The 23,293-nt window shown below is 60.6% G+C and carries 15 protein-coding genes; 12 read left to right on the forward strand and 3 right to left on the reverse strand.

Going from position 1 to position 23,293, the window contains the following annotated elements; translation table 11 throughout:
- Positions 1-66 precede the first annotated feature (66 nt).
- A complete protein-coding gene (gene argF, locus APH28_RS22415) occupies positions 67-987 on the forward strand; it encodes an ornithine carbamoyltransferase (RefSeq protein ID WP_060512706.1) in 921 nt (306 codons plus the stop codon).
- Positions 984-2,093 carry an ABC transporter ATP-binding protein gene (locus tag APH28_RS22420; protein WP_060512707.1) on the forward strand — a complete coding sequence of 370 codons (1,110 nt, stop codon included), beginning with the start codon at positions 984-986 and terminating at the stop codon, positions 2,091-2,093. The genes argF and APH28_RS22420 overlap by 4 nt, the downstream gene beginning before the upstream one ends.
- Positions 2,094-2,130: 37 nt before the next feature.
- Here APH28_RS22420 and ybaK read toward each other — a convergent pair whose 3' ends face one another.
- Positions 2,131-2,601, reverse strand: a complete 471-nt coding sequence (gene ybaK, locus APH28_RS22425; RefSeq protein ID WP_060512708.1) for a Cys-tRNA(Pro) deacylase — start codon at positions 2,599-2,601, stop codon at positions 2,131-2,133.
- A 302-nt stretch (positions 2,602-2,903) separates the two neighbouring features.
- Between ybaK and APH28_RS22430 the strand changes: the two genes are divergently transcribed.
- The 4 genes from APH28_RS22430 to glpD all read left to right on the forward strand — a co-directional run bounded on the left by APH28_RS22430 (position 2,904) and on the right by glpD (position 7,866).
- Positions 2,904-3,755, forward strand: a complete 852-nt coding sequence (locus APH28_RS22430) for an MIP/aquaporin family protein (RefSeq protein ID WP_060512709.1) — start codon at positions 2,904-2,906, stop codon at positions 3,753-3,755.
- A 41-nt stretch (positions 3,756-3,796) separates the two neighbouring features.
- A complete protein-coding gene (glpK, locus tag APH28_RS22435; protein WP_060512710.1) occupies positions 3,797-5,296 on the forward strand; it encodes a glycerol kinase GlpK in 1,500 nt (499 codons plus the stop codon).
- Between the two features lie 101 nt (positions 5,297-5,397).
- Positions 5,398-6,153: a DNA-binding transcriptional repressor GlpR gene (gene glpR / locus APH28_RS22440; protein WP_060512711.1), complete on the forward strand. Its 756-nt coding sequence runs from the start codon at positions 5,398-5,400 to the stop codon at positions 6,151-6,153.
- Between the two features lie 174 nt (positions 6,154-6,327).
- Positions 6,328-7,866, forward strand: coding sequence for a glycerol-3-phosphate dehydrogenase (glpD, locus tag APH28_RS22445; RefSeq protein WP_060512712.1), 1,539 nt, complete (start codon positions 6,328-6,330; stop codon positions 7,864-7,866).
- 47 nt (positions 7,867-7,913) lie between these two features.
- Here glpD and APH28_RS22450 read toward each other — a convergent pair whose 3' ends face one another.
- Together APH28_RS22450 and APH28_RS22455 are read right to left on the reverse strand one after the other, a co-directional pair.
- Entirely contained in the window at positions 7,914-12,044 is a 4,131-nt protein-coding gene (locus APH28_RS22450; protein WP_060512713.1) for an NEL-type E3 ubiquitin ligase domain-containing protein, read from the reverse strand.
- 76 nt (positions 12,045-12,120) lie between these two features.
- A complete protein-coding gene (locus tag APH28_RS22455) occupies positions 12,121-16,452 on the reverse strand; it encodes an NEL-type E3 ubiquitin ligase domain-containing protein (protein WP_082432371.1) in 4,332 nt (1,443 codons plus the stop codon).
- A 322-nt stretch (positions 16,453-16,774) separates the two neighbouring features.
- On the opposite strand from APH28_RS22455, the gene APH28_RS22465 reads away from it, so the two are divergent.
- The 6 genes from APH28_RS22465 to APH28_RS22490 all read left to right on the forward strand — a co-directional run bounded on the left by APH28_RS22465 (position 16,775) and on the right by APH28_RS22490 (position 23,287).
- On the forward strand, positions 16,775-17,692 hold the full coding sequence (locus APH28_RS22465) for a glutamate/aspartate ABC transporter substrate-binding protein (protein WP_060512716.1): 918 nt from the start codon (positions 16,775-16,777) through the stop codon (positions 17,690-17,692).
- Between the two features lie 146 nt (positions 17,693-17,838).
- A complete protein-coding gene (locus APH28_RS22470; RefSeq protein WP_060512717.1) occupies positions 17,839-18,585 on the forward strand; it encodes an amino acid ABC transporter permease in 747 nt (248 codons plus the stop codon).
- Complete coding sequence (locus APH28_RS22475; RefSeq protein WP_060512718.1) at positions 18,586-19,257, forward strand: amino acid ABC transporter permease; 672 nt, start codon at positions 18,586-18,588, stop codon at positions 19,255-19,257.
- Complete coding sequence (locus APH28_RS22480) at positions 19,254-19,988, forward strand: amino acid ABC transporter ATP-binding protein (protein ID WP_060512719.1); 735 nt, start codon at positions 19,254-19,256, stop codon at positions 19,986-19,988. The genes APH28_RS22475 and APH28_RS22480 overlap by 4 nt, the downstream gene beginning before the upstream one ends.
- Positions 19,989-20,057: 69 nt before the next feature.
- On the forward strand, positions 20,058-21,962 hold the full coding sequence (locus APH28_RS22485; protein ID WP_060512720.1) for an ATP-binding protein: 1,905 nt from the start codon (positions 20,058-20,060) through the stop codon (positions 21,960-21,962).
- Positions 21,959-23,287 (forward strand): sigma-54 dependent transcriptional regulator, encoded by a 1,329-nt coding sequence (locus APH28_RS22490; RefSeq protein ID WP_060512721.1) that lies wholly within the window; start codon positions 21,959-21,961, stop codon positions 23,285-23,287. Before APH28_RS22485 ends, APH28_RS22490 begins: the two co-directional genes overlap by 4 nt.
- The last annotated feature ends 6 nt before the right edge of the window (positions 23,288-23,293 follow it).

Here is a 23,293-nt window from a genome sequence, read left to right on the forward strand (position 1 = left end):
TCACTCCCGTTGTCAAAAAAAACCATACGGTCGACCTGCATACCGTTGCAGATAAGGTAGTCAATCATGAGCGCTAGGCACTTTCTCTCCCTGCTGGATTTCACCACCGACGAATTGCTCGGTGTGATCCGCCGAGGCATCGAGCTGAAGGACCTGCGCAAGCGAGGCGTGCTGTTCGAGCCCCTGAAGAACCGCGTACTGGGCATGATCTTCGAGAAGTCCTCGACCCGTACCCGCGTGTCGTTCGAAGCCGGCATGATCCAGCTCGGTGGCCAAGCCATCTTCCTCTCGCCGCGCGACACCCAGCTGGGCCGTGGCGAGCCGATCGGTGACAGCGCCATCGTGCTGTCGAGCATGCTCGACGTGGTGATGATCCGTACCCACGCCCACAGCACCCTGACCGAATTCGCCGCCAAGTCCCGCGTGCCGGTGATCAACGCGCTGTCCGACGAGTCGCACCCGTGCCAGCTGCTGGCCGACATGCAGACCTTCCTCGAACACCGCGGCTCGATCCAGGGCAAGACCGTGGCCTGGATCGGTGACGGCTTCAACATGTGCAACTCGTACATCGAGGCGGCCAAGCAGTTCGATTTCCAGCTGCGCATCGCTTGCCCGGAAGGCTATGAACCCGATCCACGCTTCATGGCCCTGGGTGGCGACCACGTGCAGATCATCCGTGATCCGCAGGAAGCCGTGCGTGGTGCACATCTGGTGACCACGGATGTCTGGACTTCCATGGGCCAGGAAGAGGAAACTGCACGGCGCCTGGCGCATTTCGCGCCTTACCAGGTTACCCGTGCATTGCTCGACCTGGCGGCACCCGACGCCCTGTTCATGCACTGCCTGCCCGCCCACCGTGGCGAGGAAATCAGCCATGACCTGCTCGACGACCCCCGTTCGGTCGCCTGGGACCAGGCTGAAAACCGCTTGCATGCACAGAAGGCCCTTCTCGAATTCCTTGTCGAACCGGCTTACCACCACGCATGAGTCAACCCCTACTGCTCAACCTGCGCAACCTCGCCTGCGGCTATGGCGACCAGCGCATCGTCCAGAACCTCAACCTGCACCTGAACGCGGGCGACATCGGTTGCCTGCTGGGCTCGTCGGGTTGCGGCAAGACCACCACACTGCGCGCCATCGCTGGCTTCGAGCCGGTGCACGAGGGTGAAATCCAGCTGGCCGGCGAGGTCATTTCCCGCGCCGGCTTCACCTTGGCGCCGGAGAAGCGCCGCATCGGCATGGTGTTTCAGGACTATGCCCTGTTCCCGCACCTGACCGTGGCGCAGAACATCGCCTTCGGCATCGCCAAGCACCCGAACCAGGCGCAGGTGATCGAGGAAATGCTCGAACTGGTCAAACTCGGCGGCCTCGGCGGTCGTTACCCGCATGAGCTGTCGGGTGGTCAGCAACAGCGGGTCGCCCTGGCCCGGGCGCTGGCACCTGAGCCGCAACTGCTGCTGCTTGATGAGCCGTTCTCCAACCTCGATGTGGAACTGCGCCGGCGCCTGAGCCACGAAGTGCGCGACATCCTCAAGAGCCGCGGCACCAGCGCGATCCTGGTGACCCACGATCAGGAAGAAGCGTTTGCCGTCAGCGACCACGTCGGTGTGTTCAAAGAAGGCCGACTGGAGCAATGGGATACGCCCTACAACCTGTATCACGAACCGCAGACGCCTTTCGTGGCCAGTTTTGTCGGCCAGGGCTACTTCATCCGCGGCCAGATGAGCAGCCATGAAGCTGTCAACACCGAACTGGGCGAGCTGCGTGGCAACCGTGCCTACACCATGGCGCCGGGCAGCTCGGTAGATGTGCTGCTGCGACCTGATGACATCGTGCCGGCCCCTGGCAGTGCGCTGCAGGCGAACATCGTGGGCAAGAGCTTCCTTGGCGCGTCGACGCTGTACCGTTTGCAGTTGCCCACTGGCAGCCAGCTCGAGGCGATCTTCCCGAGCCATATCGACCACCAGGTCGGTGAGGATGTGGGGATTGCGGTGAAGGCCGACCACCTGGTGCTGTTCCCGGTGCCGGGCAGTGTCGCGACACAGTTGGCGCGTCAGGAGAGTGGGGTTCGCCGCTACAGTTCGGCGACCTGAATCAATACACCGGGGCCGCAAAGCGGCCCCGGTGGCTTCAAGCCTTGCCGATTGCGGCAAATTTGCCCTGGGTATGCTCTGCCAGCACCACCGCCGCCAGCTCGACCTCCAGCCCTCGCCGCCCGGCGCTGACATGGATTGTTGCAAAGTTCTGCGCCGAATCATCGATGAAGGTGCGCAGGCGCTTCTTCTGCCCCAACGGGCTGATTCCACCTACCAGATAACCGGTCGCCCGCTGAGCCGCAGCCGGGTCGGCCATTTCGCATTTCTTCACCCCGGCCGCATGGGCCAAAGCTTTGAGATCCAACGTCCCCACCACCGGCACCACCGCCACCAGCAACTCGCCCTTCTCGCTGCTCGCCAGCAAGGTCTTGAACACCTGCTGCGGTTCCAGCCCGAGCTTCTCCGCCGCCTCCAGCCCATATGACGCCGACTTGGGGTCATGTTCATAACTGTGCACGCGATGTTCGGCGCGGGCTTTTTTCAACAGGTCGAGTGCGGGGGTCATGCAGTGCTCCGGTCTGGGACAGCTCGCGGCTACTTTAGGGCAAATCCTGTATCCCAGCCAGCCAATGGCTCACGCCGCCCTCTACTACGGGCATCAGCCTTTGAAACAGGCGACCAAAACGTGACTACCCGTTCACTTTCGACCTTTGACATCAGCGTTTCTTGTCTATATTTTTTCGTTTCTGAATAAATGGTGCCCTTTTAAGGTGCGCTTCTTGATACCCGCTTGAGGTCTATGGGGATGGACATCAGGCTTTGCTGTCGAGCGCTTTGCGCCTCACAACAAAAACAACGAGGTCATACATGACGACTGCTCTTCGCGAACCTACGCTATCCAGCCAATGCCTGGCCGAATTTCTCGGCACCGCCTTACTGATCTTCTTCGGTACCGGTTGCGTCGCCGCGCTCAAAGTCGCTGGCGCCAGCTTTGGTCTGTGGGAAATCAGCATCATCTGGGGCGTCGGCGTAAGCATGGCGATCTACCTCACCGCCGGTATTTCCGGCGCGCACCTGAACCCGGCCGTGAGCATCGCGCTCACCCTGTTCGCTGGCTTCGACAAGCGCAAGCTGCCTTTCTATGCCCTGGCCCAGATCTGCGGCGCCTTCTGCGGCGCCGCACTCGTTTATACGCTCTACAGCAACCTGTTCTTCGATTTCGAACAGGCCCACGCCATGCTGCGTGGCAGTTCCGAGAGCCTGGAACTGGCCTCGGTGTTCTCGACGTATCCGCACCCGTCACTGTCCACTGGCCAGGCGTTCCTGGTCGAAGTGGTGATCACTGCAATCCTGATGGCGGTGATCATGGCCCTGACCGATGACAACAACGGCCTGCCGCGCGGCGCCATGGCGCCATTGCTGATCGGCCTGCTGATTGCCGTGATTGGCAGTGCCATGGGCCCGCTGACCGGCTTTGCGATGAACCCAGCCCGCGATTTCGGGCCAAAATTGATGACATTCCTGGCTGGCTGGGGCGAAATCGCCTTCACTGGCGGTCGGGACATTCCGTATTTCCTGGTTCCGGTGTTCGCACCGATCCTCGGTGCTTGCCTGGGTGCCGCGATCTATCGCGGCCTTATCGCCCGCAACCTGCCGACGGCGCAAAACGCAAGCGCCGAGACAACCGACAACCGCCAGGGCGATACTCAAGCCAACTGATGCTGACGCCCTGAACTCCTCTTTATGCAAGGCCTACGACCATGACAGACTCCCAGGATAAGAACTACATCATCGCCCTGGACCAGGGCACCACCAGCTCGCGCGCGATCATCTTCGACCGCGATGCCAATGTGGTCGGCACCTCGCAGCGCGAGTTCGCCCAACACTACCCGCAAGCTGGCTGGGTCGAGCACGACCCGATGGAGATCTTCGCCACCCAGAGCGCGACCATGGTCGAGGCCTTGGCCCAGGCCGGTATCAGCCATGCACAGGTTGCCGCACTGGGCATCACCAACCAGCGCGAAACCACCGTGGTATGGGACAAGGAAACCGGCCGCCCGGTGTACAACGCCATCGTCTGGCAGTGCCGCCGCAGCACCGAGATCTGCGCCCAGCTCAAGCGCGATGGGCATGAAGAATACATCCGCGAGACCACCGGCCTGGTCACCGACCCATACTTCTCGGGCACCAAGCTGAAGTGGATCCTGGATAACGTCGAAGGTGCCCGTGAACGCGCCGAGCGCGGCGAGCTGCTGTTCGGCACCATCGATACCTGGCTGATCTGGAAGTTTTCCGGTGGCAAGGTACATGTCACCGACTACACCAACGCCTCGCGCACACTGATGTTCAACATCCACAGCCTGCAGTGGGACGACAAGCTGCTGGAGATTCTCGACATTCCTCGGCAGATGCTGCCCGAAGTACGTCCGTCGTCGGAAGTCTATGGCCACACCAAGAGCGGTATCGCCATCGCGGGTATCGCAGGCGACCAGCAGTCGGCGCTGTTCGGCCAGATGTGCGTGGAGCCTGGCCAGGCCAAGAACACGTATGGCACCGGCTGCTTCCTGCTGATGAACACCGGCGACAAGGCAGTGAAGTCCTCCCACGGCCTGCTCACCACCATCGCCTGCGGCCCGCGCGGCGAGGTGGCCTATGCCCTGGAAGGCGCGGTGTTCAACGGCGGCTCCACCGTCCAGTGGCTGCGTGACGAGCTGAAGATCGTCAATGACGCGCTGGACACCGAATACTTCGCCAGCAAGGTCAAGGACAGCAACGGCGTTTACCTGGTGCCGGCCTTCACTGGCCTGGGTGCCCCGTACTGGGACCCGTATGCCCGTGGCGCGCTGTTCGGCCTTACCCGTGGCGTGAAGGTGGATCACATCATCCGCGCCGCGCTGGAATCGATCGCCTACCAGACCCGTGACGTGCTCGACGCCATGCAGCAGGACTGCGGCGAACGCCTGTCGGAACTGCGTGTTGACGGTGGTGCGGTAGCCAACAACTTCCTCATGCAATTCCAGGCCGACATCCTCGGCACTTGCGTGGAGCGCCCGAAAATGCGCGAAACCACCGCCCTTGGCGCCGCCTACCTGGCAGGCCTGGCTTGTGGCTTCTGGAGCAGCCTGGAAGAACTGCGCGACAAGGCGATCATCGAGCGTGAGTTCAGCCCGCAGCTGGACGAAACGCAGAAAGAGAAGCTGTACGCTGGCTGGAAGAAGGCCGTCGACCGCACCCGTGATTGGGAAGATCACGAGGCATAAACGACAGGGGGGCCGTGATGCGGCCCCCATCGTCTACTGGCCGTAGTCCCCTTCCTACGGCATCATTGCAGAATTTGTCCGGCAGCCCCAAAGGACCGCCCATGAATCTGCCCCCACGCCAACAACAAATCCTCGAGCTGGTGCGCGACCGCGGCTACGTCAGTATCGAAGAAATGGCGCAGCTGTTCGTCGTCACCCCGCAAACCATCCGACGCGATATCAACCAGCTTGCCGAGCTCAACTTGCTGCGCCGCTACCACGGTGGTGCTGCCTATGATTCGAGCGTTGAAAATACCGCTTACGCCATGCGTGCCGACCAGATGCGTGACGAGAAGCAGCGCATCGCCGAAGCCGTGGCCCGGCAGATCCCCGACCATGCCTCGCTGTTCATCAACATCGGTACTACCACCGAGTCGATTGCCCGGGCGCTGCTCAACCACAATCACCTGAAAGTCATTACCAACAACCTGCACGTCGCCGCGATACTCGCTGCCAAGGATGATTTCGAGGTTCTGGTGGCCGGGGGAACGGTACGTCGCGATGGTGGCGTGGTCGGCCAGGCCAGCGTCGACTTCATCAATCAGTTCAAGGTCGATTTCGCCCTGGTCGGCATCAGCGGCATCGACGAAGACGGCAGCCTGCTCGACTTCGATTACCAGGAGGTGCGGGTGTCCCAGGCAATCATCGCCAACGCCCGCCAGGTGGTGCTTGCCGCCGACTCCAGCAAGTTCGGGCGCAATGCCATGGTGCGCATGGGGTCGATCAGCCTGGTGGATTGCCTGGTGACCGACCAGACCCCTACTGCGGCCCTGACCCAGCTGCTTAACCAGCACAAGATCCGCCTCGAGGTGGTCTGACCTCACGACGGGCCGTTAAAAGGCCCGTCATTTTCGTTATTGTTCACTTTATTGTCATCTGATCAGTTTTTTCTATAAAGACTGACTGGCGACCGGCTTTCTGTTGCGCTAATATTTTCGGAAACGAACATCAATGTTCATATTCGATGTGAACAGCCTCAGGAGGCCTTGCCCGTGTCCCAGCCCGTTTCGTCCCAGCTCCCAGTCGCCGACTGCTACGACATCGCCGTGATCGGCGGTGGCATCAATGGCGTGGGTATCGCTGCAGACGCCGCCGGGCGCGGCCTCAAGGTGTTTCTCTGCGAGAAGGACGACCTGGCTCAACACACCTCCTCGGCCAGCAGCAAGCTGATTCACGGCGGCCTGCGCTATCTGGAGCACTACGAGTTCCGGCTGGTACGTGAAGCACTGGCCGAGCGTGAAGTGCTGCTGGCCAAGGCGCCACACATCGTCAAGCCGATGCGCTTCGTGCTGCCGCACCGCCCGCACCTGCGCCCTGCCTGGATGATCCGTGCAGGTCTGTTCCTCTACGACCACCTGGGCAAGCGCAAGCGCCTGGGCGCCTCGCGCAGCCTGCGCTTCGGTCCGGGCTACCCGCTCAAACCGGCGATCACCCGGGGTTTCGAATATGCTGACTGCGCCGTGGACGATGCCCGCCTGGTGGTACTGAACGCCATGAGCGCACGTGAGCACGGCGCGCACATCCACACCCACACCCGTTGCCTGCGCGCCGAGCGTGTGGATGGTTTGTGGCAGGTTGAACTGCAGCACGCCGACGGCAGCCTGCGGAGCATTCGCGCGCGCGCCCTGGTGAACGCCGCCGGCCCTTGGGTCGCCAACTTCATCAAGGACGATCTCAAGCTCGACGCCCCTTACGGCATCCGTTTGATCCAGGGCAGCCATATCATCGTGCCGCGCCTGTACGAAGGTGAACACGCCTACATCCTGCAGAACGAAGACCAGCGCATCGTCTTCTGCATTCCGTACCTGGACCGCTTCACCCTGATCGGTACCACCGACCGGGAATACAGCGGCGACCCGGCCAAAGTGGCGATCACCGAGCAGGAGACCGATTACCTGTTGAAGGTGGTGAACGAGCACTTCAACCATCAACTCAGCCGTAGCGACATCGTGCACACCTATTCCGGCGTGCGGCCGCTGTGCAACGATGAGTCGGACAACCCATCTGCGGTGACCCGCGACTACACCCTGGCCTTGTCGGCCGGGGAAAACGAGGCACCGCTACTGTCGGTGTTCGGCGGCAAGCTGACGACCTACCGCAAGCTGGCCGAGTCGGCCATGGGCGAGCTGAAACCGTTCTTCACCCAGATGCGTGGCAGCTGGACAGCCGATGCTGCACTACCGGGAGGCGAGAACATGACAACCGCCCCGGCCTTGGTCGATGCCATCCTTTCGCGTTGCGGTTGGTTGCCGGTGGACATCGCCAAACGCTGGGCGGTCACTTACGGGAGCCGCGTCTGGCGCCTGCTGGACGGCGTGCATGGCCCGGATGATCTCGGCCAATCGATAGGGGGCGGCTTGTTCAGCCGTGAAGTGGATTACCTGTGCAACGAGGAATGGGCTAGCGACGCCGAAGATGTGCTGTGGCGTCGCACCAAACTGGGCCTGTTCACCAGCAGCGCTGAACAGCAAGCATTGCGCGATTATCTCGAGCAAACCAACCCGAAGCAGGGCCGTACCCGCGCTGCCTGATCAATTTGGGGTCCGCAGCGTACCCGCACGGTGCTGCGGACCTACCTTCAATGATCGGCGCGTTGCCAGGCTTCCAAGGCAAGACTCCGATACAGTTGCTGTTCAGCCAGTTCCAATTCCTGCATCAGCTCATTGCTCCTGACCACATAAGATTGTTCCTGGCCGCCCTCGGCTAGCCGCTCACTCTCGGCCAAACGCTCGTGAAACGGTGCCGCCAGTGCCTCGAAACGCTCTGGATAGCGCTGCCTCACGAAACGCTGCCAGAAGGGGCGCTGCGCCAGCGAATCCAGTACTGCCATCTGGGTGTCATCTTGCAGCACTTGCATCTGCGCGCGTTGCAGGTCACCTTGGGTCACGTTGGCATAAGACGCGTAGTGCATGTCATCGACAGGCACAGGCAACTCGAGAGCCTGGGCTAACTGGTTGCGGTAGTAAAGGCGGATCTCGACTTCATCGACCAAGCGCAAACCGCTGCTGCGCATCTGCTGGATATACCGTGTAGCAATGCTGTCGACCAGATCCAACCGGTGCAACTGTCGACCAAGATGCAGCAAGCGTGTCTCCATCCTCTCAGCCGGAACGTCCGCTATACCTCGTTGAACCAGCACCCCCACTTCCATCTGACCGAGCATCAGCAGCGAGCGATCTTCACAGGTGAGCGATTGCCTGGCTTCAGCGAAAATCTGCTCGCGCAGCACCTCGCTTTGTTCGCAGGCATCGAGTATTCGCCAGATTCTCCGGCGAAAATGCCCGGGATGCTCGCCGAAGTCTTCGGATTTGACGAAGTCTGCAAGAAATCGGAACAAATCGCTCGAACCTGGCTCATCGCGCAGCCTGTCCCACGTGAGCTCACGCCGGGTGCGCAGTTGAGCATCTGAGCTCTGGACCCAGGCATCACGTATTTGCGTGGTGACTTCAGCATGCCTGTGGGACGGGCGCCCGCGAGCGCCTCGGACACTGCTATCACGGGCCCGTTCGAGATGCTGCTGGCTAGGCCCATCAAGCGGGTTGTCATGCAACTCGAACCGAGACAATCGCTGAGTCAACCCATGCACTTCCTGTTGCAGCTGCCATATCCGGTTGTCTCGAAGGTCTACCACTGCCCGCCACGACGCACGCTCGAGAAGCTGGGGAATATCCACCTGGCCACTTGCGCGCAAGTGCAGATGCCGCACATGCCGGAGCCCTGAAAGATCGGGCGCCTGCATCAGTGGGTTGAAGCTGAGTTCACAGGAGTCCAGCAGGGCCAGCTGGGCAAGCCGCTGATTACCCTCGGCATCGATGGTCAGCCGGTTTCGCGAGAGATTCAAACGCCTGAGCTGCACCAGCTGTTCTATACCGGCGGGAACGCTGGTCAGGCGGTTGCCACTGAGGTCGATCTCCACGACATTGGGAAAACGCCGCAAGAAGTCCTCAGGAACCTCATCCAGGTTCATGTCTCTGAGCACCAAGCGCCTGACATGCGCAAAGTTCACCCCTTCTGGCAACGTAGGCAGCGCATCGATGCGCTCACCGTCCAGCACAAGCTCGTAAGTATCATTGACGTCAACCAGCTTCCTTCGCCAGCTACGCCGCAACGTGTCGGCGACCCGCCGGCGTCTGATCGCATCAGCAGGACTGCGCCATGCCGATTGCCACTCATGCAGAGCCTGGCGCAATGCACCCAACTGCTGCTGCAAGGTCTGGTAGTGATCCCAAAGGTTTACGCCCCGCTCTCTGACGGCCTGCAGATAGGCATCGAGCTGCAAGTCACTCATGGTCGAGAATATTTGCTGTATCCCGCGCCGGATCGCCTGCTGACTGCTTTCCCCGCCCCCACTCAGTGCATACCCCAGACGCCCATCAGCGAAGTGCCTGGGCGGTCTCATTCCCTCTGCCAAGGGCTTCAGGCCCAGCATGCCGGCCAACTGCTCGCGCTCGCGACACGCCGCTTGCATCATCCACTCCTGGAGCTGCGCGCTCGTCATCCTTGCGCCACCTGCCATGGCAGTCTTCTGCTCTTCACTCAAGCATCGCAGTAACACGGTGAACAGCGACTCATCTTGTTCAGCAAGGGTGTCGGCAGGTGTTTCGCTCAACCAATACCCTTGTCGGCTTCGCACGATTACCCGTGCCGGACTTGCACCTTCGGCATCGCTTGCATATAGCAACCTGCCTTCGCGATTGCCAACGCGTAATTCCATTCGAGTGGATGACGGCCAGGCGGAGTGCTTGTCAACGAGCGCCATCACCAAGCGCTCGGTGTCAGCGTTGATCGCCTGGGGCAATCGCAAGCCAACACAGGCCTTGTCGAGACGGCTGTCGCGAAGGTACCAGCGCGCTTTTTCCGCCATGCCCAGCGGGATTCGCGCTGAAGCCTGCAGTGAGTCCCTTTGCACGCTGCTCGATTGTTCAATGATTTCTTTCGCCGCTCGCGGCGTAAGCCCAGAGAAAGCACTGATCAAGCGGGCTTGGTCCTCACTCGGCTGAGGCTGCCGTTGCGCGACTTCCGCATCCAGAGCATCACCACGCAAGTCCGGAAATTCCGTGCAGGTGACAAAGCGGTCGTACTGGTCAAGCAGCTTCGCTGGCGCGTTCGCATTCTCCACCCTCAAGCGGCGCACCTGATCAAGATTCAAGCCGGTGGTCGCTAACAACGCATGAGCATCTTTATTCAAGACGCCGTTGAAGTGCTCATTGTCCAGCGCTTCCAACAATGAGCCCGGGCTGTTTTCGATATGTGCCAATTGAAGTTCGCGCGCCAACTTCAGCTCGCCCTGCGTGATCTTGGGGACAAGACCGTCAACGAAAGGGAAACGTTTGAGCGTATGAGCCGCACCCGCTGTGAAGGCCCCCAACGCAAGGGTCTGCGCAACAGCGAACAAGTGATTCAATGCGTCTTCGCGATCTCCCAGGCGCCAGTCCTGATACCCCTCGTAAGCATCGTCGAGCAACTGCGCCGCACACACCACTAGCATAAGTTCCCCCAGAACCGGGACGAACAGACCGGCCCAGCCAAGCAAGTCAAGGCCTGCGGAGAGCATTCCCTGTAAACGAGCGTGCCTGCTGCGAAGATCTTCATCACCTGTAGGAACGGCCAGATAACGTGCGTCAGCGAAAATCTTGTCGATACTCAGCTCGCGCACATGGGAAAATATCGCCTCGGCTGTGGGAAAGTTTCGCCCGTCTAGCCCCACTGCTTCTCCAGGCGACGCTCGCAACAGCGCGGAAGCAAGGGCCTGATCGAATGCGACCCTGTCGTCGGCCTTGATGAATCGGCTGAAGTAGGTCCGATACGAAGGCCGACACAAGCGAACAGCAAGGTTTTCGTACAGCTGTTGCCAGGAGTCATGGCGGTGAATGAGCTGCTCCGGATCATCAGGCAACCAGACGACCACTGACTGCAGCCGATCGTCGGTCAGGCTGCGAATCTCAACGGCCACAGCGCCAACGATGCATTTGCCAAGCAAATACAGCTGGCTTTTCACAAGCGTGGTAGTGGCCCGCGTTTTATCAGAAGCGGTGGTGAATAATGCCAGAAGAGCATTGTAGGTCGGATCGTCCAACTGTTCCTTGATCGCAGCCTCATGCACGGCAATTTCCATCCGCGCGCGCAAACTGTCCTGGAACAACTGCTCGACCGCCTGGCGGGCACGTCCTTCAGGCCTCGACTTTGGCTGCAGCACGCTGCGCAATTGCACCTGATACTGAGCGCCGATATCCAGTTGGCGGCAAAGCAGGACGAAACGCTCAAAACTCAGTGCCAGTGGTTTTCCATTAGCATCTTCGAGATGCGCTTTGCGCAACAGCCAAGGCCTGGCTTCCTTTTCCTCGAAGTTATGCAATGCCGCCGCTAGCAGGCTTTGACGCGAGGTGTACCGGACGATTGGTTTGTAGAGCTTCTCGGCGGCGGAAGGTAACTGAACGTCCTCTGTCAGGACCACCTTCATCGCGCGCACATTGATGTCGCTCAAACCCGCATCCAACAACGCCTTTTCGAGGCGCGGCGCAGCGAACTCGTCAAGACTAGGGATGGCCTGAAACAAGGATTTCATGCGCTGCGCCAGCATCTGCTGTGTCGCAAGCGCACGGTTGTATGCCTGCAGCCGATTCGCACTGCCGGCAGTCAGCCAAGCCGGAAGTCGCTGTGCCAACAATTGATCGACAGAGCCTGGTGGAAATGCAAGGTGATTAGACATGGCGATGCCTCCGGTTATCGAGGCAACAGAAGAACATCGCGTCAGTGCACTGAAGCGGTAATGATATCTTTCAGGCTCAAGGTCGCAGGCGCTGGTAGACCTCCCACGCCAAGTCTTTCACCAGGCGCCTCTCCGCCAGATCGAAATCGCTCATCAATGCTTCCAGTCGCTCCTTGTACTGCCCCTCATTGATGTGGCCCGCTTCCTGATCCGCCTCGACGCCAGCAAACCGCTCCCAGAATGGCTGGTTGATCTCGTTGAAGCGGCTTGTATGGCGCTGCCGTGCATACCGCTCCCAAAACGGGCGCTCAGCGAGGGATGAGATCAGCGCATCATCGCTTTCGAGCGACAACACCTTGGCTTTGGCCACATTGAGATCGTACTGGCTGACATGAGAAACGTGACCGTAGTGCATGCCATCCTGCTCCAGAGGCAATTTCAGAAAGTCGTTGAGGCCAACCTGGTAAGCCAGTCGCGTTTCAACCTCATCCAACAAGCCGGCTTGTTGAGCTTTGAGGCGTGAAAAGTGCTCATCGGCGATGGCCGTGACGGCATCAAGACGGAACAAGGAGCGGGCCAGGTCAATCAGGTTGCGCTCGACCTGGGGACCGGGTACACCAATTATTGCTCGCTCGGCCAGGACACTGACTTCCAATTGCCGAAGCGTCAACAGCAACCGGTCGTCACAGCCTCGTGGGCCATCGGTTTCCTCGAACACCCGATCACGTACCTGTTCATCGTGCGAGCAGGCCTCCAGAAGCCTCCAGATGCGAGGCCGAAAGCGCGCTGGTGCATCGCGAAAATCAGCCGAAGTGGCGAAGTCGGCCAAAAACTGGAATAACGAGACAGAACCCGGTTCTCTCTCCAATGCCTCCCACAGCGCCAGGTATTGACTTCGCAGTTCACCCGCAGTCTCTCCCAGCCAGCGAGCACGAAGTTTCACAGGATCAACGGCAGCGTGCTGGAAAGACAGGTCTTCATGCCCTCCCCCTCGCCTTGTACCGCTCAACTGCGCCAACGACTCGTTGCTGGATGACGCTTCGCTGTTGCTTTCCGTGATGGGATTGTCGTGCAGCAGAACACGATCAAGCTGCCTGCGCATGGCTCTATTTTCCAGCTGCAGTACCTGAATTCGATTGCCACGCATGTCAACCAGCGCGACGGGCGGAATATGGGTTGGCGGAGACGCCACACCAGTATCACGCAAGGCCATGTTGCGCAGCATCGACAGGTTGACCAGGTCAGGCGCCCTGCCCAGCTCCACGTTGTGATTGAGGTTGAGATCGTGCAAGGCAATCAAACTGTTCAGGTAGTGCTCACCTTGGGCCTCCATCACAATGTTGTTGCGTGAAAGATTCAGACGCCGCAACTGGCCGAGATGCTCGAGGCCTGAAGGCACACGGGTCAAGCGGTTGCCCTGGAGGTCAAGCTCACGCAAGTTGCCAAAACGCTGGAGGAAGGCCGCGTCGATATCAGCCAGCCCCATATTGCGCAAGATCAGGCGTTCGACATGATCGAACCGAAGATCAGCAGGCAGCGAAGGCAAGCTGCCCACGTGTTCATCCTTGATGATCAAGACATATCGCCCCGACTCATCGGTGATCTTGCGCCGCCAGCTGCGCCTGATCTGGTTCGCCACCCGGCGTCGGCGCAATGCGGCAAACGGCCCGCGCGCTTCGTTGCGCCAGGCCTGCAGCCCACTGCGTAACAGCTCCAGTTGCTCTTGAAGCAGTGAGAAGTGCTGCCACAAACCCACTCGTCGGTTAACAAGATCCTGCACATAATGGTCCACCTGAAGATTCGTCAGCGTGGGGAAAATCCGTTGGATACCTCGCGTAATGGCCTGACGGCTGCTTTCTCCCCTCCCGCTCAACGCATAGCCGATTCGCCCGTCTCCATAACGATAGGGTGGGCGGAACGCGCCTGTCTCACTCATGCCAAGCAGCTTGGCAACACGCGGCCTGTCCATGGCAGCCCGCTCTGCCAGGCAGTCCTCGAGCGCCTCGACTGTTCTGACAGGTAACCCCAGGCGCTGTACTTGCCGGTCGCTCAGGGTGTCCAACACCAGCGACAGCAAATCCTGAGCGGTGTCTGCGCCCTCAAGCTGATACCGGCTGCCTGTACGAACGATGCGATACAACCGAGCGGCGTCGGCCTTGCCACATTTGGCCAGCAATTCTCCTTGCGGCGAGCCTTGGCGTATCTCGACTCGGGTGTCTGCCGACCAAGGGGCCAGCGTATCGATCAGGCCCAATGCCAGACGTTCGGTATCGGTACTGGTCGCCCTGAACAAGCGCAAACCTGCGCAGGCCCGATCAAGGCGGCTCTGACGCAGCGCCCATCGTGCCCGCTCCAGCAGTGACAGAGACAACTTGCCATCCTTGGCCAGCACCGCTGCCATTTCGGCACTGCTCGATTGCGCATAGATTTCCCGTATACAGCGCATTGAGAGCCTAGGGAAAAACCGCAAGAGCTTGTTCTCTTCGTCGTTGGCGAAGGGCTGGTGTTCGTTGATTACCGCCTCCAACCGCTCACCGCCCAAGTCAGTATGGCGCTCATGCAGTTGATAGCGCTCCAAGGCATCCAGCAATCGGGCGGGCGGGCCCATGTTTTCCAGGTGCAATTGGCGGATCTGCGCCTCACTGTATCCAGTGATCTGCAACAGGTGCCTGGCGGTTTCGTCTGCGAGACCGGCCAGCCGCCCACTCAGCCTTCGAACCAGTAGGCCGGCGCCGGACCAGGACTGTGGATGTTCGAGTTCGTGACGCCACCCGCCACCTTCGTTTTCTTCAATCAGCGGGGCATAGGCATGATCCTGTGCCGGGTGTCGAATGCGTCCAGCCCCGGCGTTCGCGACCCGGTACAAGTGATCATCCGTATCCAGTAACCATTGCCCCTTAGGCATGCTCGCTGCTGCGGTTTGCGGCTCGGCCCGATAAGCACGCAGCTCGCTGTCGCATAACCTCAAATCACCGCCATCACGCCGGATCAGTGCCAACCCATCAATGAACGGGGTACGTTTGATAGTGCGCGCAACGGCAGAGATCCCTTTACCGATCAGTATCCCGGCAACCAGGTTCTCGGCGACGCCGAACAGGTGATCGATAGCGCCTTGTCGGTCACCATGCTGCCAGTGTTCATAACCTTCATAGACTTCCTCCGCAATCTGACCGGCAGCCAACATCAGTAACGCTTCGCCTAGAACGGGTACGAACAGACTGGCGATATTCGCCAGGTCCAAGCCCAACGAAGCATAACCCTGCAATCGCTCAAGTCGATCAGCTTCGTCCTCGACACCGGTAGGCACTGCGAGAACACGGGCATCACTGAACACCTTGTCGATTTGCTGCTTCGCCAGGTATTGCATCAACGGACCAGCAATCGGCTCGTTGCCTCCTCCAAGGGTCGCCAGGTGCTCGGACTTCCAGTTAGCCGCCTGGCTGGCCAGCTTGGAGGAAAATCCGATGCGGTCAGCCTCGCCAATGAAGCGCGCAAAAAAGTGCCGGTAACTTCTGGAAAACAGCCGCCTGGCCAAGCCGTCATACAGAGACTGCCAGGAATCGAAGCGCTGGATCGGAGCAATAGGGTCGCAAGGCACCCATAGAATGATGCCGGCGATGACATTGTCCAAGGGTGTCCGCACTTCTATGCATACCACACCCTGGATGATCGACCCCAGCAGGTAGAGCTGGCGCGGCTCGACCGCCTCAGGCAATGCCGGAACGACAGCAGGAGTGCTGATCAGATGCTGCATGTGCAGATAACTGCGCTCATCCAGCTCACCCTTGAAGTAAGCCATGCGTACAGCAACTTCCAAGTGCGCGTGCTGGTTTTCCTCGACGATCAGCTGCACAGCCTCGCTGCCCTTCTCCGGCCGCAGCACCTCTGCTAGCAGAGATTGGTATTTACCCCCAATGTCGAGTTCGCGACATCGGCCCGCGAAGACTTCAAATCCGATACCGATGTTTCTGCCCAATGAATCGTGCAACTGCCCCCGCCGAAGAATGGAAGGCCGGGTTTCCCCTACATGGTAGTTGTGCAGTGCCGCAGCCAGCACGCTCTGGGTGGAGGCCGGTACAAACTGCCGCAGTGAATACAGCAGGCCAATGTTTGGCATCACCGGCCGCTTCCAGATATGTACGTGGCTGCGCCGCACATCAACGTCGTTGATTCCCAACTGGCCAAGCCGGCCGCTCAGCAAAGGCTCGGCGAATGCTTCCAGGGGCGGGATAGCATCCAGAAGAACACGCATGCGGGCGACCGCTTTTTCTTGCCTGATCAGGGCATTGCCCAGCGCGCGCAAACGCGTGACACGCCGCGGGTCGTTTTGATCATCGCGTAACCAATGGGGCAAGCGGGTGGCGATGAAGGCATCGACTGAATCAACCGGAAATGGAGTGTCTTGCATTGTTCGACCTTGAAGGATGGTAAAGACCCTATTGCACCATCCAGGTCTGCAGCCGGAAGCCTAACTATTTAGTGGATACACCCATTCGGATTACCGAACAAGGCATGAAAACGCGTTCGGAAAGCCGTCTAAAAAGTGGGCAGCAAACCTGTCAAAAAAGATTAATGCCCCACGTTTTCGCGGCGTTATGATCGATATCAGAGCTTGGCACGACTCATGCTCTACACTTGGTAGCCGAATGCACCCGCTTCTGCGGTATTCGTTGAACGAAAGAGTCCGCCAACGGCTCCATAAAAAAAACAAACACGTCGAGGAAAATTTGATGCGCATCGTTCGTCATCTGTTGGGCGCAACCATCGCCGCCGCGATCATCGCTTCGCCAGCCATGGCTGAAGAGCTGACCGGTACTCTGAAGAAGATCAAGGACTCGGGCACCATCACCCTGGGCCACCGCGACTCTTCCATTCCATTTTCCTATCTGGCCGGCGGTCAAACGCCCGTGGGCTACTCCCACGACATCCAGCTGGCCGTGGTCGATGCCCTGAAGAAGCAACTGGGTACCGACATCAAGGTCAAATACAACCTCGTCACTTCCCAGACGCGCATCCCGCTGGTGCAGAACGGCACCGTCGACCTGGAATGCGGCTCCACCACCAACAACGTCGAGCGCCAGCAGCAAGTCGGCTTCTCGGTCGGTATCTTCGAAGTGGGCACCCGCCTGCTGACCAAAGTCAAGGACGGTCAGCCTTCCTACAAGGACTTCCCGGACCTGGCCGGCAAGAACGTCGTGACCACCGCTGGCACCACTTCCGAGCGCCTGCTCAAGGCGATGAACGCCGACAAGCAGATGAAGATGAACGTGATTTCCGCCAAGGACCACGGTGAAGCCTTCAACATGCTCGAAAGCGGCCGCGCCGTGGCCTTCATGATGGACGACGCCCTGCTTGCCGGTGAGATGGCCAAGGCGCGCAATCCAAAAGATTGGGTCATCACCGGTACTCCACAGTCGTACGAAATCTACGGCTGCATGGTGCGCAAGGATGACGCGGCATTCAAGAAAGCGGTCGATGACGCCATCGTCGGCTACTTCAAGTCGGGCGAAGTCAACAAGAGCTACGACAAGTGGTTCACTCAGCCGATCCCACCGAAAGGTCTGAACCTGGACTTCAAGATGAGCGACGAGCTGAAGAAACTGATCGCCGAGCCAACCGACAAGGCCGCGGACGAGAAGAAGTCCTGATCCTCAGCCAATAGTGGCCTGGTGCGCATCCGCACACGATTCAACCCACAGGCCACGCTTTAGTGTCTACCCTTTCATCCAAGGGCGTTCATCGCCCTTGGATGCTCGAAGGTGCCCGTGAAACAACCGTCTGAGGGGAAATCCCGATGAATTACAACTGGGACTGGGGCGTGTTCTTCAAGTCCACCGGCGTGGGCAGCGAGACCTATCTGGACTGGTACGTCACCGGTCTGGGCTGGACCATCGCCATCGCCATCTCCGCCTGGATCATCGCACTGCTGCTGGGGTCGGTCCTCGGCGTCATGCGTACCGTGCCTAACCGCCTGGTATCGGGCATCGCCACCGTCTACGTGGAGCTGTTCCGCAACGTGCCGCTGCTGGTGCAGCTGTTCATCTGGTACTTCCTGGTGCCGGACCTGCTGCCCGAAGGCCTGCAGGAATGGTTCAAGCAAGACCTCAACCCGACCACCTCGGCGCTGATCAGCGTGGTCATCTGCCTGGGCCTGTTCACCGCCGCCCGCGTCTGCGAACAGGTGCGCACCGGCATCCAGGCGCTGCCGCGCGGCCAGGAAGCCGCCGCCCGCGCCATGGGCTTCAGCCTGCCGCAGATCTACAACAACGTGCTGCTGCCGCAGGCCTACCGGATCATCATCCCGCCACTCACCTCGGAATTCTTGAACGTGTTCAAGAACTCCTCGGTGGCCTCGTTGATCGGCCTGATGGAGCTGCTGGCGCAAACCAAGCAGACCGCCGAATTCTCGGCCAACCTGTTCGAGGCCTTCACCCTGGCCACGTTGATCTACTTCACCCTGAACATGGGCCTGATGCTGCTGATGCGCATGATCGAGAAGAAAGTCGCCGTGCCTGGCCTGATTTCCGTGGGGGGCAAGTGAATGGACATGGATTTCAGCGAAATCATCCCCGCACTGCCAGCCCTCTGGGACGGCATGATCCTGACCCTGCAACTGATGGTCATGGGCGTGGTCGGCGGTATCGTGCTGGGTACCCTCCTGGCCCTGATGCGCCTGTCGTCGAGCAAGCTGCTGGCACGTGTGGCCGGTGCCTACGTCAACTACTTCCGCTCGATCCCGCTGCTGCTGGTGATTACCTGGTTCTACCTGGCGGTGCCGTTCGTGCTGCGCTGGATCACTGGCGAGGACACTCCGGTGGGTGCCTTCACTTCGTGCGTGGTGGCGTTCATGATGTTCGAGGCCGCCTACTTCTGCGAAATCGTCCGCGCCGGTGTGCAGTCGATTTCCAAAGGTCAGATGGGTGCTGCACAAGCCCTTGGCATGACCTACGGCCAGACCATGCGCCTGATCATCCTGCCCCAGGCGTTCCGCAAGATGACCCCGCTGCTGCTGCAGCAGAGCATCATCCTGTTCCAGGACACCTCACTGGTGTACACCGTGGGCCTGGTCGACTTCCTCAACTCGGCACGCGCCAACGGCGACATCATCGGGCGCTCCCATGAGTTCCTGATCTTCGCCGGTGTCGTGTACTTCCTCATCAGTTTCTCCGCTTCGTGGCTGGTCAAACGCCTGCAAAAAAGGATCACCGTATGATTTCCATCAAGAACGTCAACAAGTGGTACGGCGACTTCCAGGTGCTGACCGATTGCACCACCGAGGTGAAGAAGGGTGAAGTGGTGGTGGTGTGCGGCCCGTCCGGCTCGGGCAAGTCCACCCTGATCAAGTGCGTCAACGCGCTGGAGCCGTTCCAGAAAGGCGACATCGTGGTCGATGGCACGTCGATTGCCGACCCCAAGACCAACTTGCCCAAACTGCGTTCGCGGGTGGGCATGGTGTTCCAGCACTTCGAACTGTTCCCTCACCTGAGCATCACCGAGAACCTGACCATCGCCCAGCGCAAGGTGCTCGGCCGCAGCGAAGCGGAAGCGACCAAGAAGGGCCTGGCCCTGCTCGACCGCGTCGGCCTCAGTGCCCATGCCAAGAAGCACCCTGGCCAACTGTCCGGTGGCCAGCAGCAGCGCGTGGCGATCGCCCGCGCGCTGTCGATGGACCCGATCGTCATGCTGTTCGACGAACCGACCTCGGCGCTGGACCCGGAGATGGTCAACGAAGTACTGGACGTGATGGTCGAACTGGCCCACGAAGGCATGACCATGATGTGCGTGACCCACGAAATGGGCTTTGCCCGCAAAGTCGCCAACCGCGTCATCTTCATGGACAAGGGCAACATCATCGAGGACTGCCAGAAGGAAGCCTTCTTCGGTGACCCGAGCGCCCGCCACGAACGTACCCAGCACTTCCTCAGCAAGATCCTGCAACACTGATTCGGCAACAACGGCACCGCTGCCCGGGTTCGCCCGGCAGCGGATGCTGGCCGTGACAAGGCCACTGTGATGAAATGCGACCCTTCGCTTCTTCTCCCTGCCAAGCCCGCCGTGAAATCCCGCCTGATTCGCCAATTGCTGCTGCCACCCCTGATCATCCTGCTAATGGTCGGCTTGGGGCTGGCCGGCTACCTGATCAGCGAAAGCAACGGCATCCGCACCCTCAGCGAGAACGGCGAGCGTGCCCTCGAACTGCATGCGCGCACGGTGGAAAGCGAAATCAGCAAGTACACCTACTTGCCGAGCCTGCTGGAGCTGGAAGACAGCGTCTCGCAGCTACTTACCGACCCTGATGGCGCCAACCGGCAAACCGTCAACGAATACCTTGAAGGCCTGAACCGCCGCAGCCGCAGCCGGGCGATCTTCGTGCTCGACACCAACGGCCGGGTGCAGGCCACCAGCAACTGGCGCGATGCCGACTCGTTCCTTGGTGAAGACCTGTCGTTCCGCGCCTATTTCCAGACTGCCGTACGTGGCGAGCCTGGCCGTTTCTACGGCATCGGCAGCACCACCGGCGAGGCCGGCTACTATCTGGCTCACGGCCTCGAAGAGCACGGCAAGATCATTGGCGTGGCGGTGATCAAGGTACGCCTGGACACCCTCGAAGAACGCTGGCAACGCGCCCGCCTGGAAGCCTTCGTCAGCGATGAGAACGGCATCATCATTCTCTCCAGTGACCCGGCCCGGCGCTTGAAGTCGGTGCGCCCGTTAACTGCGCAGACCAAGGAACGCCTGGCGCGCAGCCTGCAATATTATTGGTGGCCGTTGAACGAGCTCCAGCCTCTGGCGCGGGAAACCCTGGCCGATGGCGTGGAAAAGCTGACATTCCCGGCCAACAGCGAAACGGCTGGAGGCAAGCCCCGTGAAGTGGCTTACCTGGCACAGACCCGGCGCCTGGTCGACACCCCCTGGCATTTCACCCTGCTGACGCCATTGCAGGATCTGCGCCGCGAATCCATGGTGCAAGGCATCCTGGTTGGCGTCGCCTTCGCCCTGCTGACCATCCTCGGCATCGCCTGGAACGAGCGGCGCAAGGTAGTGGCCACACGCTTGGCCGCCCGTGAAGCGCTCGAAGAAGCCAACAGCCAGCTGGAACGGCGCATCGCCGACCGTACCGCTGACTTGCGCGCCAGCAACGAACGGCTCAAGGGCCAGATTCGCGAACGCCGCCACGCCGAACAGACCCTGCGCCATGCCCAGGACGAACTGGTCCAGGCCGGCAAGCTGGCGGCGATCGGGCAGATGTCCACCAGCATCGCCCACGAGCTGAACCAGCCTCTGGCGGCACTGCGAACGCTGTCTGGCAACACCGTGCGCTTCCTCGAACGCGGTGCGCTGGAGACTGCCAGCACCAACCTGCACACCATGAACGACCTGATCGACCGCATGGGCCGCATCACCGCCAGCCTGCGCTCGTTCGCACGGCGCGGCGACGACAGCGGCCAAGCGTCGCTGGCCAAGGCCGTGGAGGCATCCCTGCAAGTGCTGAGTAACCGCATTTCCGGATGCCATCTGCAACTGCACAGCCAGTTCGACGACCATCAACTGGCCATTGACCAGACCCGCCTGGAGCAGATTCTGGTCAACCTGATCGGAAACGCACTCGATGCAATGGCCACTCAGCCACTGCCCGAGCTGTGGCTCGAAGGCGAGCTGCAAGGCGACAAATACCGCTTGCGGGTGCGCGACAACGGCCACGGCATTGACGCCGAAACCCGCAAGCACCTGTTCGAACCCTTTTTCACCACCAAACCGGGCGAACATGGCCTGGGCCTGGGGCTGACCCTGTCGGCGAGCCTTGCCGCCGCCGCCAAGGGCAGCCTGAATGTCGAGCACCCCGCCACGGGCGGCACGGCCTTCGTCCTCGCCCTCCCCCTGGTCACGCCCCCCAGCGAATCGGCAGAGCAACCATGAACCAAGCGCCACTTACCGTCCTGATCGTCGAAGACGACCCGCATGTGCTGCTCGGCTGCCAGCAGGCGCTGGCGCTGGAAGACATCGCCTGCGAGGGCGTCGGCAGTGCCGAACAGGCTCTGGAGCGTATCGGCGATGATTTTGCCGGGATCGTCGTCAGCGATATCCGCCTGCCGGGCATCGATGGCCTGGAGCTGCTCAACCGCCTCAAGGCCCGCGACCGCAGCCTGCCGGTAGTGCTGATCACCGGCCACGGCGATATCGACATGGCGGTCGGTGCCATGCGCAACGGCGCGTACGACTTCATGGAAAAGCCCTTCTCCCCGGAGCGCCTTGTCGATGTGGTGCGCCGTGCCCTGGAGCAGCGCGGGCTGTCCCGCGAAGTGCTGGCCCTGCGTCGGCAATTGGCCGAGCAGAGCAGCCTGGAGGGGCGCATCATCGGCCGCTCGCCTGGCATGCAACATCTGCGCGAACTGATCGCCAACGTCGCCGATACCTCGGCCAACGTGCTGATCGAAGGTGAAACCGGCACCGGCAAGGAGCTGGTCGCCCGCTGCCTGCACGACTTCAGCCGGCGCCAAGGCCAACCGTTCGTGGCACTGAACTGCGGTGGGCTGCCGGAAAACCTCTTCGAAAGCGAGATCTTCGGCCACGAAGCCAATGCGTTTACCGGGGCCGGCAAGCGTCGCATTGGCAAGATCGAACATGCCAACGGCGGTACGTTGTTCCTCGACGAAGTGGAAAGCATGCCGATCAACCTGCAGATCAAGCTGCTGCGCGTGCTGCAGGAACGCACCCTGGAACGCTTGGGCTCGAACCAGAGCATTGCAGTGGATTGCCGGGTGATCGCAGCCACCAAATCCGACCTCGACGCGCTTGGCCAGACTGGGCAATTTCGCAGCGACCTGTATTACCGTCTGAACGTAGTGACCCTTGAGCTGCCGCCGCTGCGAGAGCGCCGCGAAGACATCCTGCAACTGTTCGAACACTTCCTGCAGCAATCGGCGCTGCGTTTCGATCGTGAGGCGCCGACGCTGGACAGCCAGACCCTGTCGCGGCTGATGGCCCATGACTGGCCGGGCAACGTGCGCGAGTTGCGCAACGTGGCCGAGCGTTATGCCTTGGGGCTACCGGCGTTCAAGAAAGGACCGAGCAGTGGGGCCAGCCAAGGCGTTGGCTTTGCCGAGGCGGTGGAGGCGTTCGAGCGTAACCTGCTCAGCGATGCCTTGCAGCGCACCGGTGGCAACCTCAGCCAGGCCAGCCAGGAGCTGGGGATGGCCAAGACCACGCTATTCGACAAGGTCAAGAAGTACGGGCTCGGCTGAAGAGCT

It is taken from the genome of Pseudomonas sp. NBRC 111124, assembly GCF_001320245.1.
Classification (GTDB): Bacteria; Pseudomonadota; Gammaproteobacteria; order Pseudomonadales; family Pseudomonadaceae; genus Aquipseudomonas.

Excerpts from the sequence above, each read along its gene's own strand:
- APH28_RS22490 (WP_060512721.1), top strand. The coding sequence starts at position 21,959 with ATGAACCAAGCGCCACTTACCGTCCTGATCGTCGAAGACGACCCGCAT.
- APH28_RS22470 (WP_060512717.1), top strand. The coding sequence starts at position 17,839 with ATGAATTACAACTGGGACTGGGGCGTGTTCTTCAAGTCCACCGGCGTG.
- APH28_RS22430 (WP_060512709.1), top strand. The coding sequence starts at position 2,904 with ATGACGACTGCTCTTCGCGAACCTACGCTATCCAGCCAATGCCTGGCC.
- APH28_RS22485 (WP_060512720.1), top strand. The coding sequence starts at position 20,058 with ATGAAATGCGACCCTTCGCTTCTTCTCCCTGCCAAGCCCGCCGTGAAA.
- APH28_RS22450 (WP_060512713.1), bottom strand. The coding sequence starts at position 12,044 with ATGTCTAATCACCTTGCATTTCCACCAGGCTCTGTCGATCAATTGTTG.
- APH28_RS22480 (WP_060512719.1), top strand. The coding sequence starts at position 19,254 with ATGATTTCCATCAAGAACGTCAACAAGTGGTACGGCGACTTCCAGGTG.
- APH28_RS22465 (WP_060512716.1), top strand. The coding sequence starts at position 16,775 with ATGCGCATCGTTCGTCATCTGTTGGGCGCAACCATCGCCGCCGCGATC.
- ybaK (WP_060512708.1), bottom strand. The coding sequence starts at position 2,601 with ATGACCCCCGCACTCGACCTGTTGAAAAAAGCCCGCGCCGAACATCGC.
- argF (WP_060512706.1), top strand. The coding sequence starts at position 67 with ATGAGCGCTAGGCACTTTCTCTCCCTGCTGGATTTCACCACCGACGAA.
- glpR (WP_060512711.1), top strand. The coding sequence starts at position 5,398 with ATGAATCTGCCCCCACGCCAACAACAAATCCTCGAGCTGGTGCGCGAC.
- glpK (WP_060512710.1), top strand. The coding sequence starts at position 3,797 with ATGACAGACTCCCAGGATAAGAACTACATCATCGCCCTGGACCAGGGC.
- APH28_RS22475 (WP_060512718.1), top strand. The coding sequence starts at position 18,586 with ATGGACATGGATTTCAGCGAAATCATCCCCGCACTGCCAGCCCTCTGG.
- APH28_RS22420 (WP_060512707.1), top strand. The coding sequence starts at position 984 with ATGAGTCAACCCCTACTGCTCAACCTGCGCAACCTCGCCTGCGGCTAT.
- APH28_RS22455 (WP_082432371.1), bottom strand. The coding sequence starts at position 16,452 with ATGCAAGACACTCCATTTCCGGTTGATTCAGTCGATGCCTTCATCGCC.